General features: G+C 62.8%; 11 protein-coding genes. 5 read left to right on the plus strand and 6 right to left on the minus strand.

All coding sequences use genetic code 11. The features are described from left to right. Nucleotides 1-61 precede the first annotated feature (61 nt). From ACJO3T_RS12245 to ACJO3T_RS12255, 3 genes are all read left to right on the plus strand, one after another. Nucleotides 62-601, plus strand: a complete 540-nt coding sequence (locus ACJO3T_RS12245; RefSeq protein WP_406978620.1) for a DUF4136 domain-containing protein — start codon at nt 62-64, stop codon at nt 599-601. A gap of 67 nt (nt 602-668) precedes the next feature. Then, nucleotides 669-1,025, plus strand: a complete 357-nt coding sequence (locus tag ACJO3T_RS12250) for a translation initiation factor Sui1 (RefSeq protein WP_406978621.1) — start codon at nt 669-671, stop codon at nt 1,023-1,025. A 91-nt stretch (nt 1,026-1,116) separates the two neighbouring features. After that, nucleotides 1,117-2,373, plus strand: a complete 1,257-nt coding sequence (locus tag ACJO3T_RS12255) for a D-amino acid dehydrogenase (protein ID WP_406978622.1) — start codon at nt 1,117-1,119, stop codon at nt 2,371-2,373. Nucleotides 2,374-2,551: 178 nt separating this feature from the next. Here the strand turns inward: ACJO3T_RS12255 and ACJO3T_RS12260 are convergent, their stop codons facing one another. From ACJO3T_RS12260 to ACJO3T_RS12285, 6 genes are read right to left on the minus strand one after another with little or no spacing between them, the layout of a single operon-like run. Further along, nucleotides 2,552-2,884, minus strand: coding sequence for a Na+/H+ antiporter subunit G (locus ACJO3T_RS12260; protein WP_406964134.1), 333 nt, complete (start codon nt 2,882-2,884; stop codon nt 2,552-2,554). A gap of 26 nt (nt 2,885-2,910) precedes the next feature. Next, entirely contained in the window at nt 2,911-3,180 is a 270-nt protein-coding gene (locus tag ACJO3T_RS12265; RefSeq protein WP_406963895.1) for a K+/H+ antiporter subunit F, read from the minus strand. Beyond that, entirely contained in the window at nt 3,177-3,668 is a 492-nt protein-coding gene (locus ACJO3T_RS12270; protein WP_406963896.1) for a Na+/H+ antiporter subunit E, read from the minus strand. The genes ACJO3T_RS12265 and ACJO3T_RS12270 overlap by 4 nt, the downstream gene beginning before the upstream one ends. Next, nucleotides 3,665-5,185, minus strand: coding sequence for a monovalent cation/H+ antiporter subunit D (locus ACJO3T_RS12275; protein ID WP_406978623.1), 1,521 nt, complete (start codon nt 5,183-5,185; stop codon nt 3,665-3,667). Before ACJO3T_RS12275 ends, ACJO3T_RS12270 begins: the two co-directional genes overlap by 4 nt. Then, the gene (locus ACJO3T_RS12280) at nt 5,182-5,559 is read right to left on the minus strand and encodes a Na+/H+ antiporter subunit C (protein ID WP_406963898.1); all 378 of its coding nucleotides are present in this window, start codon (nt 5,557-5,559) and stop codon (nt 5,182-5,184) included. Before ACJO3T_RS12280 ends, ACJO3T_RS12275 begins: the two co-directional genes overlap by 4 nt. A 3-nt stretch (nt 5,560-5,562) precedes the next feature. Beyond that, entirely contained in the window at nt 5,563-8,370 is a 2,808-nt protein-coding gene (locus tag ACJO3T_RS12285; RefSeq protein ID WP_406963899.1) for a monovalent cation/H+ antiporter subunit A, read from the minus strand. Nucleotides 8,371-9,083: 713 nt separating this feature from the next. Here ACJO3T_RS12285 and urtA point away from each other — a divergent pair. Next, nucleotides 9,084-10,334, plus strand: a complete 1,251-nt coding sequence (urtA, locus tag ACJO3T_RS12290) for an urea ABC transporter substrate-binding protein (protein ID WP_406964135.1) — start codon at nt 9,084-9,086, stop codon at nt 10,332-10,334. A gap of 84 nt (nt 10,335-10,418) precedes the next feature. After that, nucleotides 10,419-12,020, plus strand: a complete 1,602-nt coding sequence (urtB, locus tag ACJO3T_RS12295) for an urea ABC transporter permease subunit UrtB (protein ID WP_406978624.1) — start codon at nt 10,419-10,421, stop codon at nt 12,018-12,020. Nucleotides 12,021-12,024: the final 4 nt, after the last annotated feature.

Here is a 12,024-nt window from a genome sequence, read left to right on the forward strand (position 1 = left end):
TTCCGCCCGGGACGGCTACCATAAGGGAAGGTTTGGAGAATTCATGAACCGGAGGTCTGCAATGAAACGAGTACTGGCAAGCCCGGCATTGGTGATTGTGGCCATGGCCGTCCTGATAACCGGCTGCGCATCCAATGTGGTGACGGACTACGACGCCGGTGCGGCCTACGACAGCTACCAGACCTGGGCATTTGGTTCCAGCGCGGACAACCGTTACACCTCGCTGGATGGCTCCCGGGTGGAGGATGCAGTCAGCAAGGCGCTGGCAGTCGAAGGCATGACCCGGACGGATGCCGACTCGGCCGACCTGCTGGTCACCTACCATATTGACGATGTCGACCGCCTGGATACCTCCGGGTTCTCCTACGGCCTTGGTTTCGGGCGCGGTAACTTCGGCTGGGGGATCTCCACAGCGCCCCCGGTGCGGGAAGTGAAGGAAGGCCAGCTCATTGTTGATCTGGTGGATACCGCCACCAACAAAGTGGTCTGGCGTGGTACCAGCAAGCGCTACCTCAACCAGAACCAGTCCCCCGAAACCCGCGAGAAGTTGATCAACGAGGTGGTCGCGGATATGTTCAGCCGTTATCCTCCGGGCAACTGACCTGAACCCGACGTCCCGCCCGGTGTGCAGCCCCCGGGCGGATCACTGATTGATGACAGGAGAGACTGTGAAGAAACGCGGAGCCGGCGGCCTGGTATTTTCCACCGAACAGGGCCGTATGTGTCCGGAATGTCGCAACCCGGTGGATGAATGCACCTGCGGGGAGCAGGCCGCACCGGCTGGTGACGGTGTGGTGCGAGTCAGCCGCGAAACCAAGGGCCGCAAGGGCAAGGGCGTCACGCTGGTGACCGGCATTCCACTGGCGGGCAAGGGCCTCAAGGACTTTGCCAAGAAGCTCAAGGCCAAGTGCGGCACCGGTGGCACCGTCAAGGACAACGTCGTTGAGATCCAGGGCGACCAGCGGGATATCCTGGTCCCGATCCTGCAGGACCAGGGCTGGACCGTGAAGCGGTCCGGCGGATAGCGAAACAGGCTCATCTTCCAGGGCACCGTAGCCTGTAGCAGCCGCTACAGGCTACGGTGCCCACACTTCCAGAACAGACAGGGGATCGGATATGCACGTACTGGTGATGGGCGCCGGTGTGGTTGGTGTGACCACGGCCTGGTATCTGAAGCAGGCAGGTCATGAGGTAACGGTGGTGGACCGTCAGCCGAGAGCCGGTATCGAGACCAGTTACGCCAATGGTGGCCAGATCTCCGTGTCCCATGCCGAACCCTGGGCCAACCCATCGGCCCCGCTAAAGGTGCTCAAGTGGCTGAGCCAGCCGGACGCCCCGCTGCTGTTCAAGCTCAAGCTGGACCCGGCCCAGTGGATCTGGGGCCTGAAGTTCCTCACCCAGTGCACCTCCAAACGCGCGGCCTGGAACATCCGCCAGATGGTGAACCTGGGAACCTACAGTCGGACCCAACTGCAGGTCCTGCGCAAGGACGTGGGCCTGGACTATGATCACCTGGAAAAGGGCATCCTGCATTTCTATACCAACGATAAGGAATTCGACGCCGCCCGGGAGCCCACCCGCATCATGCAGGACCTGGGCTGTGACCGGCAGGTGATTGGTGCCGACCAGGCCCTGGAGCTGGAGCCCGCACTCAAACCCATTGCCAGCCGGATCGCCGGTGCCACCTACACGAAAGAGGATGAATCCGGCGACGCCCGCAAGTTCACCCAGGAACTGGCAAAGAAAGCGGAAGAGGCCGGAGTGGAATTCCTCTACGACACCGAGGTGGTGGGCTTCGAAAACACTCGCGACCGGATACTGGGCGTCGGTGTCATTGGTCCGGATGGCTGTCACCGCACCCTGCGCATGGACAGCTATGTGCTGAGCATGGGCAGCTACAGCGCCCATTTCGCCCGCAAGCTGGGTTTCTTCCTGAATATCTATCCGGCCAAGGGGTACTCCATCACCGCACCGGTGAAGAACGAGGAAGCTGCGTTCCAGGTAAGTCTGACGGACGATGAGTACAAGCTGGTCTATTCCCGCCTTGGTGACCGTTTACGGATCGCGGGTACGGCCGAGCTTGGCGGCTATGACCGGGACCTGAGTCTGGTGCGCTGCCAGGCGATTGTGCGCCGGGCTGCGGAGATCATGCCGGAGGGGGCCTACTGGGATCAGTGCGAGTTCTGGACCGGGTTGCGGCCTGCTACGCCCTCCAACGTGCCCTATATTGGCAAGAGCCCACTGACCAACCTGTATCTGAATACCGGGCATGGCACACTTGGGTGGACCCATTCCTGTGGGTCCGCTGCGGCTCTGGCCGACGTGGTTTCTGGCCGGACTCCTGAATTGGATTTCGATTTTACCGGGCTTTGATGTGCGACCAGAAAATCAGTCTGACGGATGGGGGACCTGGGGGAGTTTTTCGTAGCAGCGACAGGATGTCGCGGAGCAAGGTCGGTCCAGGGATGGACCGTGAATTGCGGCGAAGAAAAGCTCCCCCTGGTCCCCCAGCCAGGCACCCAAGCCGGCAGTCCTACCTAATAAACGAAGGTCACTGATCCCAGGGATGCCCCCGAGTCTCCTCAGAGCGCTCCACCCTCAGATGCATGGCCGCCTTGGCTATGAAGTTGGCACTGACCGGGGCGGTCAGAAACAGGAACGCAGTGATCAGCAACTCGGTCACCGCAATCTCTCCGGTGTGCAACGAGAAATAGATCATCGAGGCAATCACCACACTGCCGACGCCCAGGGTCGTCGCCTTGGTGGGCGCGTGCAGGCGCGCGTACAGGTCCGGCAATCGAACAAGGCCTATCGCGCCGACCAGCGTAAAGAAGCCACCGGTCAGCAGCAGAACGCTGATAATCACCTCGGCAACGGGATGCATGCTCATGGTCTCCACGGTGTCGCTCCTTATTCGATAACGCTGCCGCGTTTCAGGTATTTTGCCAGGGCCACCGTGCCGACAAAGCCCATGATGGCCATCAGCATGGCGGCCTCAAGATAGAGGCGCGACCCCACAACCAGGTCCAGCAGGATAATCAACGCAATGCCGTTGATGTACAGGGTGTCCAGCGCGAGGATCCGGTCCGGTGCGTCGGGGCCCTGAACCAGCCGGTACAGGTTAAGCAGGGCCGCAATGGCCACCATGGCCAGGGTGATATGGAGCGCGATGGTCATCATTGGAACATCTCCATCAGGGGCTTCTCATAGCGCTGGTGGATCGCACGGATCAGCTCCTCGTTGTCATCAACGTCGAGGGCGTGAATCAGCAGCAGCTCGCCGTCGTCGCTCACATCCGCACTCACCGTACCTGGCGTCAGCGAAATAGTGCTCGCCAGCATGGTAATGGCCAGCGGATGGTCCAGCGTCAGGGGATAGGACACGAACGCCGGTCGTGGGCGGCGGGGATTCAGGATCAGGATCGCCACGGTAATGCTGGCCACGATGATGTCGTAGATGACCACCACCAGATAGCGGATCAGCACCCAGGGTTTGCGTATTTTCGGGCTGTCCGGCCAGAAGCGGTGGGTAATCTGGGGAATGATCACGGCCAGGATAATACCCATCACCACGCTCGCCCCAGAGACCCCGTCCGCCAGGAATTGCCAGACCACGAACAGGGCAACACTCAGCCAGGGCTGCGGAAAGCCCAGACGTTCAGCCGTCATGATTCATCCTCCCCGACCATTTTCGCGTCCAGAATACTGGTATAGGCGGAAGTATCCCGCAGCTGTTCGGCGGTGGCATCGGTGTACTCACTGAGTGGACCGGCCACCACCACGATGGCGATGCTCAGGGCAATCAGCGCGCCGGCGCCCACGGTGTGGGGGAAGGTCAGCTTCTCCGGATTGTCGATGTGCCCCTGCACGTTGCGCCAGAAAACGATACTGCCCGCCCGGCTGTAGGCCACCAGCGACATGAAGCCGGCCAGCAGGATCACCGACCACAGGGCCGCCATGTCCACACCGGGCGTGGCGGCGTTCATGATCAGTAGCTTGGCGAAGAACCCGCTCAGCGGTGGCAGCCCCGCCGCGGACACCGCACCCAGCATGAACATCACGCTGATAAAGGTCCGGTTGGGCATGCGCGGGGCGGTGACGATCTGGTCGCTGGCGGCACCCCGCTGGGCGGCGATCATGTCCACCACCAGGAACAGGCCGGCGGCCACCCAGGTAGTGTGCACCATATAGAACAGGGCCGATGACAGGCCGGCCTCGTTAAGCAGCGAGAAGGCCGCCAGGATAGTGCCCACCGACACCACCACCTGCCAGGCGACCAGGGTCCGCAGCCCGCCGGAGCCGATCATGCCGACAACGCCCAGCACCATGGTCAGCAGGGCCAGGGGGAACACCCAGTCCATACCCAGGTGGGCCAGGGCACCCGCATCCTCGCCGAAAATCAGGGTGTACACGCGGATGATGGCGTACACGCCCACCTTGGTCATCACCGCAAACAGGGCGGCCACCGGCGCCGTGGCGCTGGCATAGGCCCTGGGCAGCCAGAAGGTCAGCGGCAGCAGCGCGGCCTTGAGGGCGAACACCACCAGCAGGATCATGCCGCCGGCCTTCACCAGGGGCAGGTTCTCTGTCGCCAGGGTGGGAACGATCACCGCCAGGTCCGCCATGTTGAGGGTACCGGTCACGCTGTAGATCATGCCCACGGCGATCAGGAACATGGCCGAACCGATCAGGTTGAGTACCACGTAGTGGAAACCGGGCACGGTACGTTTGGTGCCGTCGCCGTGAAGCAACAGGCCATAGGAGGCAATCAGCAGCACCTCAAAAGCCACGAACAGGTTGAACAGGTCACCGGTGAGGAAGGCAATGTTCAGCCCCAACAACTGGAACAGGAACAGGGCATGGAACTGTCGGCTGCCCACATCCGTGCGACCCAGGGAATACAGGTGGCAGAACAGCCCCAGCAGCGCGGTGACAAACACCATCAATGCCGACAGCCGGTCCAGCACCAGCACGATGCCGAACGGCGGCGCCCAGTTACCAAAGGCGTAGACCCGGTAACTGCCGTCGTCGGCCAGCATCAGCAGGAAGAAGGCGCTGACCAGCAACAGGCCGGAGGTCACCAGCCCCAGGGTACGGCGCAGGCTCAGGGGGGCATAGCCCACGAATACCTGCAGGAAACCGCCAATCAGAGGAATCAGGATGGGCGCGATAAGCCAGTGGTTCATTGGCCGGTCTCCTCCCGGGGCTGGTCAATGGTGGCCTCGTCGGGCAGGTCGGTACGGTGGGTGCCGTCCACGTGGTCATCTCCGGTGTCCGCCTTGGACCGCAGGGCCAGCACCACCACGAAGGCGGTCATGGCAAAGCCGATGACAATCGCGGTCAGTACCAGCGCCTGGGGCAGGGGGTCCGAATAGGTGTCCGTGCTGCCGATGATCGGCTGGCCGCCGGTCATCAGGCGACCGGTGGAGAACAGGAACAGGTTCACCCCATAGGACAGCAGGGTCAGCCCCACCACCACCGGAAAAGTGCGGGCGCGAAGCACCAGGTACACCCCGGCGAAGGTCAGCGACCCGATGATCAGTGCAAACGTAATCTCCATGGGTTACGACTCCTCCCGTGCTTCGGTTCGGGTCATGGGCCGGCCCGCAGGGGTCAGTTTGCCGAGGCTGACCAGGGCCAGCAGGGTGGCGCCCACCACCGTCAGGTAGACCCCGAGGTCGAACACCAGCGCCGAGGCCACCTCGAACTTGCCCACCACCGGCCACTTGAGATAGGTGAAGGTGGAGGTCAGGAACGGGTAGTCGAACACCAGGCTGGCGGCACCGGCGACGGTGGCGAAGAACAGGCCCAGCGCCAGGATATTGTGGTAACGGACATTCACCCGCGCCTGGGTCCAGTTGTCGCCGCTGGCAATGTACTGGATCAGCAGGGCAATGGCCGTGATCAGGCCGGCGATAAAGCCACCGCCCGGCAGGTTATGCCCGCGCAGGAAGATGTACGCCGACACCATCAGCGCCAGCGGCAGCAGTGGCCGCGACATCTGCCGCAACATGGTGGGATGGGCATCCAGCGCCCACGGGTGACCCAGGCCGTCGGTGGGCGGCGCCTGCAACTCGCGACCTCGTAGCATGGCGTAGATGCCCAGGGCGGCGATTGCCAGCACGGTGATCTCACCCAGGGTATCGAAGCCCCGGAAGTCCACCAGGATCACGTTCACCACATTGGTGCCGCCACCGCCGGGCTTGCTGTTTTCGAGAAAGTAGTCGGAAATGGAACTGAACGGGCTGGTGAGCATCGCCAGGGTGACCGCCGTCATGCCCAGGCCCGCCACGCCCGCGATGGCCAGGTCACGGGCGTGCCGGCCCTTCGATCCCTCGGACGGCGTCCAGGGTGGCAGGTAGAACAGCGCCAGCATCAGCAGCACGATGGTCACCACTTCCACCGAGATCTGGGTCATGGCCAGATCCGGTGCGGACAGGCGGGCAAAGGTCAGGGACACGAACAGCCCCACCACACTCAGCATGATCAGCGATGTCAGCCGCTCCCGGCGGATGTAGACCGTGGCGAAGGTGCAGAAGATCAGGATGGCGGCACCAATGGCGGTTGGCACGTCGATGGGGGTCAGGCCATTGCTGCCGATCAGGTCCATGCCCGACAGCGGCACGATGGCCACCACTACCGCACTGACCACCAGCAGCATGGCGTAGCGCTGCAGCGAGCCGTTCTCCAGTTTCGCCGTCAGGGTGCGGGCCCGTTCCACCAGCCAGGACACCACCGCCTCGAACACCGCCTTCTCGTCGATCTCCCGGAAGCGGTCGTGGAAATCAAAGAACGTCTGACGGTAGTGGTACATGATCAGACCACCGATGAACGCCGCGAAGCTCATCATCAGCGGCAGGTTGAAGCCGTGCCACACCGCCAGGCCGTAGTCCGGCACCTGGCCGCCCAGGGTGGCCGAGGCGGCGGCGTGGAGCAGCGGCCCTACCGAGAACGCCGGAAACAGCCCCACCAGCACGCAGGCCACCACCAGGATCTCCACCGGAATCTTCATGTACCGGGGCGGCTCGTGGGGCGGGAAGATGGGCAGGTTGCGGGGTGCGCCATTAAAGAACACGTCGTGGATAAAACGGGCCGAATAGGCCACCGCGAAGATGCCCGCCAGGGTAGCCACAATGGGCGGAATCCACGCCCAGATGCCGGGCAGGTTCAGGCTCAGGGCCTCGGCGAAGAACATCTCCTTGGACAGGAAACCGTTCAGCAACGGCACCCCCGCCATGGAGGCCGCCGCCACCATCGCCAGGGTGGCGGTGTGGGGCATGTACTTCCACAGGCCGTTGATTTGCCGCATGTCCCGGGAGCCGGTTTCATGGTCAATGATGCCGGCGGCCATAAACAGGGAGGCCTTGAAGGTGGCATGGTTGATGATGTGAAACAGCGCGGCCACCGCCGCCAGTTCCGTGCCCATGCCCAGCAGCAGGGTGATCAGGCCCAGGTGACTGACCGTGGAGTGGGCCAGCAGGCCCTTCAGGTCATGCTTGAACAGCGCCACATAGGCGCCGATCAGCAGGGTGACCATACCGGTGAAGGTCACCATGTAGAACCACTGCTCGGTGCCCGCCAGGGCCGGGTACAGCCGCGCCATCAGGAAGATACCGGCCTTCACCATGGTGGCGGAGTGCAGGTAGGCGGACACCGGCGTGGGTGCCTGCATGGCATGGGGCAGCCAGAAATGGAACGGGAACTGGGCGGACTTGGTGAACGCCCCCAGCAGCACCAGCGTCAGGGCATAGGGGTAGAGGGCATGGGCCTTGATCTGGTCGCCGGCAGCCAGCACGTCGTCCAGTTCGAAGGAGCCGACAATGCGGCCAATCAGCAGGATGCCGGCCAGCAGCGCCAGCCCGCCCCCGCCGGTGATCGCCAGGGCCATGCGGGCGCCGCGGCGGGCGTCCTGCTTCTGGTTCCAGAAGCTGATCAGCAGGAACGACGTCAGGCTGGTCAGCTCCCAGAACACCATCATCAGCAGCAGGTTGCTGGACAGCACGATACCCAGCATGGAGCCCTTGAAGCACAGCAGCATGGCGTAGAACTTGCCCACGTTCTCCTGTGGCTTCAGGTAGTAGCGGGCATAGAGGATGATCAGCAGGCCGATCACCAGGATCAGCAGTGCAAACATCAGCGACAGGCCGTCCAGCCGGAAGCTGAAGTTGATCCCCAACTGTGGCAGCCACTCCAGGGTCTGAACGACGGTGCCGCCCTCCGCCAGTGTGCTCCACATGGGGAACAGCGTGGCCAGTGCCAGCAGTGCCGGCACCGAGGAGGCTATGGCAATGGCCGTTCGCCCGGCCTGGGCGAACAGGGGCGCGGCAATGGCCCCGAGAAATGGTAGTAACACCACCAGCGACAGTGTCATCGCAACCTCGTTATTCCGTTCTTCTGATTTATTGTCGGGGCGCGGCAGTCGCGCTGCTCCCTCATGTCCCTACGATGCCCCGGCGTCAGTATTGCAGGCATGGTGCCACGGCACCAACGGGCTTACCGCCGACCAGTGGGTGGGTCGGGAAAATAGGGCAGGCGGCCGCTGAGGTGTACAGCAGGCACGTGCGACAGGGCCGGGTTCATGCCTGGCATTGGCCGGTATTGGGCAGAACGGGGCTGAAGAATCATTGAGACTCCTTATAAAGGCACGGATCAGATCATACGTGGCACCTGACGCAGGTCAAGTTATCGGGGCATCTATCGTCATCATAGAGGGACCGGATGGTGGCCGAGACATGCCCTGCGTCGAATTGGGGCGCTGGATAATCGGGCGCACCAAGTATGAGCCCTGTTGCTGTTTTGTGCTTCATCACGGTGCGATCTTCCGGGCGCAATGCACCAAATCTGAAACCCTTGATTTTCCAACGGTCGGTTTGTCATTTGTAATTCGCTGAAATGTAACAATAAAAAATGCCGGCCTCAGTATGGCACACCGCTTGCAATTCTCAGTGCACAAGGCGAACGAATGATAGTCGCCCCGCGCCAAAGAAGCGCACAAACATCTGAGAAAGCGAGGATATGCACGTGACAACATTCAAGAAACAACTGGCCAGCGTTGTAGTGGCGGCGGCTCTGGGTTCCGGCGCAATGGCCGTCCAGGCCCAGGAAGACACTATCAAGGTGGGCATCCTGCACTCCCTGTCCGGCACCATGGCCATCAGCGAGACAGTCCTGAAGGACACCGTGGAAATGCTGATCGAAGAGCAGAATGCCAACGGCGGCCTGCTGGGACGTGAACTGGAAGCCGTGGTGGTCGACCCGGCCTCCAACTGGCCGCTGTTCGCGGAAAAGGCCCGTGAACTGCTGGCCCAGGAAGAGGTGGACGTGATCTTCGGCAACTGGACCTCCGTCTCCCGGAAATCCGTCCTGCCGGTGGTCGAGGAACTGAACGGCCTGCTGTTCTACCCGGTGCAGTATGAAGGTGAGGAATCTTCCGAAAACGTCTTCTACACCGGCGCCGCCCCCAACCAGCAGGCGATTCCAGCGGTGGACTACCTGAAGAACGAGCTTGGCGTTGAGCGCTGGGTACTGGCAGGCACCGACTACGTGTACCCGCGCACCACCAACAAAATCCTCGAGACCTACCTCAAGGACAGTGGTGTCGCCGCGGAAGACATCATGATCAACTACACCCCGTTCGGCCACTCCGACTGGCAGAACATCGTCTCCGACATCAAGACCTTCGGCTCCGCCGGCAAGAAGACCGCCGTGGTGTCCACCATCAACGGTGATGCCAACGTGCCCTTCTACCGCGAGCTGGGCAACCAGGGCATCTCCGCCACCGACATTCCCGTTGTCGCCTTCTCTGTCGGCGAGCAGGAACTCTCCGGTATCGACACCGGCCCGCTGGTGGGTCACCTGGCCGCCTGGAACTACTTCATGAGCGTGGATTCCGACGCCAACTACGACTTCATCGACCAGTGGATCGAATACACCGGCGACGAGGAAGCGGTCACCAACGATCCCATGGAAGCCCACTACATCGGTTTCAACATGTGGGTGAAGGCGGTTGAGAAAGCGGAAACCACCGAGGTGGACGCGGTCAAGGACGCCATCATCGGTGTCACCGTGCCCAACCTGACCGGCGGCTACGCCACCATGATGCCGAACCACCACATCACCAAGCCGGTGCTGATCGGCGAGATCCAGGACAACGGCCAGTTCTCCATCGTCTGGGAAACCCCGGCCACCGTCGCCGGTGATGCCTGGTCCGACTTCCTGCCCGGTTCCCGTGACCTGATTGCCGACTGGCGCGCCCCCATGCGCTGCGGCAACTACAACGTGAAGGAAGGCAAGTGTGGTGCGTCTGCCGGCGAGCAGGCCATGGCTGCCGAGTAATCGGTACCCGGCCGGGGCGGGCCTGCCGCCCCGGTTCACCTTTCCCGACCTTCCATTCACCCAGACACCAGACAGGAAGACACCATGAGCATCCCCCGATGGCTCACACTCCTCCTTATCGTCCTGCTGACCCTGCCGGCGGTAACCGCCTCGGCCCAGCAGGACACCTCCGCCGAGGCGCTGCTGGAGCAGCTGGCCGATGCCTCCCCCCGCGAGACCGAGGCCGTCATCAAGGCCATCGCCACCAGCGGCCATGAGCGGGCCCGCGACTGGCTGGACGCCTACGGCAACAATCGCCTGAGCCGGGTGGAAGACACCGGCCAAATCGTGATCGTACTCAACAACCGTGGCCGTGACTGGGAAGTGGCCGACGCCGTCACTGGCGAGAACCTGGGGGAAATGTCCCGTCGGGATCTGGACCGGATCGCCGTCAATAACGCCATCCGCCAGCAACTGGAAGGCGTCATGGCGATGATGGACCTGTACGCCAACAATGTGGAGACTCGTGAAACCGCCGCCCAGGACCTGCTGGGCAAGGTGGATGACGCTATCGTGGAAGCCGTCACCGCCCGTATTGACGAGGAACCGAACGTCGACATCCGCAACCGCCTGGAACAGGCCGTGGCCATCTACCAGGTGGAAGAGCAGGGCAGTGTGGCAGCGGTCGACGTGCTGGCCGGTAGCCTGCACCCCCGCTCCCGGGCCGCGCTCAATAGCGCCGTCGCCTCGGAAAATCCCGCACTCAGGGCCCCGGCGGAAAAGGCCCTGGGCTCTATCGAGCAGAAACTGAAGATGAACAAGGCCGCCGAAACCCTCTACTTCGGCCTGTCCCTGGGTTCCGTCCTTGTCCTCGCCGCCATCGGCCTGGCCATCACCTTCGGTGTGATGGGCGTGATCAACATGGCCCACGGCGAACTCATTATGCTGGGTGCCTACACCACCTGGGGCATGCAGCAACTGCTGCCGGGTCAGCCTGGCCTGGCGCTGATCCTGTCCATCCCGGCCGGCTTCCTTGTCGCCGCGCTGGCGGGTATCGCCATCGAGCGCAGCGTTATCCAGTTCCTCAAGGGCCGGCCCCTGGAAACCCTGCTGGCCACCTTCGGCATCAGCCTGATCCTGCAGCAACTGGTGCGTACCGTGATTTCCCCCCAGAACCGCACCGTGGTCAGCCCGGAATGGATGAGTGGCTCGCTGGTGATCAACGACGCCCTGTCGCTGACCCTCAACCGCATGTATGTGCTGGGCTTCGCCCTGGTGGTGTTCGCCGCGCTGATGCTGATCATGCGCCGCACCCGCCTGGGGCTGGAAGTGCGCGCCGTCACCCAGAACCGGGCCATGGCCCGCTCCATGGGCATCAAGGCCACCCGCGTCGACATCATGACCTTCGCCCTGGGCTCCGGCGTGGCCGGGCTGGCGGGCGTGGCCCTGTCCCAGCTCACCAACGTGGGCCCGAACCTGGGCCAGAACTACATCATCGACTCCTTCATGGTGGTGGTGTTCGGCGGTGTCGGCAACCTGTGGGGCACGCTGGTGGCGGGCCTGTCGCTGGGCACCATCAACCAGCTACTGGAGCCGTGGGCGGGCGCCGTCCTGGCCAAGATCATCGTGCTGGTGTTCATCATCCTGTTTATCCAGAAACGGCCGAAGGGATTGTTCCCTCAAAAGGGCCGCGCGGCAGAGGCGTAATATC

This window comes from Marinobacter shunpengi (assembly GCF_045449715.1).
GTDB lineage: Bacteria > Pseudomonadota > Gammaproteobacteria > Pseudomonadales > Oleiphilaceae > Marinobacter.

What these genes read in the sequence shown, in the direction of transcription:
- ACJO3T_RS12275 (WP_406978623.1), bottom strand. Translation starts at nt 5,185, where the DNA reads ATGAACCACTGGCTTATCGCGCCCATCCTGATTCCTCTGATTGGCGGT.
- ACJO3T_RS12270 (WP_406963896.1), bottom strand. Translation starts at nt 3,668, where the DNA reads ATGACGGCTGAACGTCTGGGCTTTCCGCAGCCCTGGCTGAGTGTTGCC.
- urtA (WP_406964135.1), top strand. Translation starts at nt 9,084, where the DNA reads ATGGCCGTCCAGGCCCAGGAAGACACTATCAAGGTGGGCATCCTGCAC.
- ACJO3T_RS12280 (WP_406963898.1), bottom strand. Translation starts at nt 5,559, where the DNA reads ATGGAGATTACGTTTGCACTGATCATCGGGTCGCTGACCTTCGCCGGG.
- ACJO3T_RS12260 (WP_406964134.1), bottom strand. Translation starts at nt 2,884, where the DNA reads ATGCATCCCGTTGCCGAGGTGATTATCAGCGTTCTGCTGCTGACCGGT.
- ACJO3T_RS12265 (WP_406963895.1), bottom strand. Translation starts at nt 3,180, where the DNA reads ATGATGACCATCGCGCTCCATATCACCCTGGCCATGGTGGCCATTGCG.
- ACJO3T_RS12285 (WP_406963899.1), bottom strand. Translation starts at nt 8,370, where the DNA reads ATGACACTGTCGCTGGTGGTGTTACTACCATTTCTCGGGGCCATTGCC.
- ACJO3T_RS12255 (WP_406978622.1), top strand. Translation starts at nt 1,117, where the DNA reads ATGCACGTACTGGTGATGGGCGCCGGTGTGGTTGGTGTGACCACGGCC.
- urtB (WP_406978624.1), top strand. Translation starts at nt 10,419, where the DNA reads ATGAGCATCCCCCGATGGCTCACACTCCTCCTTATCGTCCTGCTGACC.
- ACJO3T_RS12245 (WP_406978620.1), top strand. Translation starts at nt 62, where the DNA reads ATGAAACGAGTACTGGCAAGCCCGGCATTGGTGATTGTGGCCATGGCC.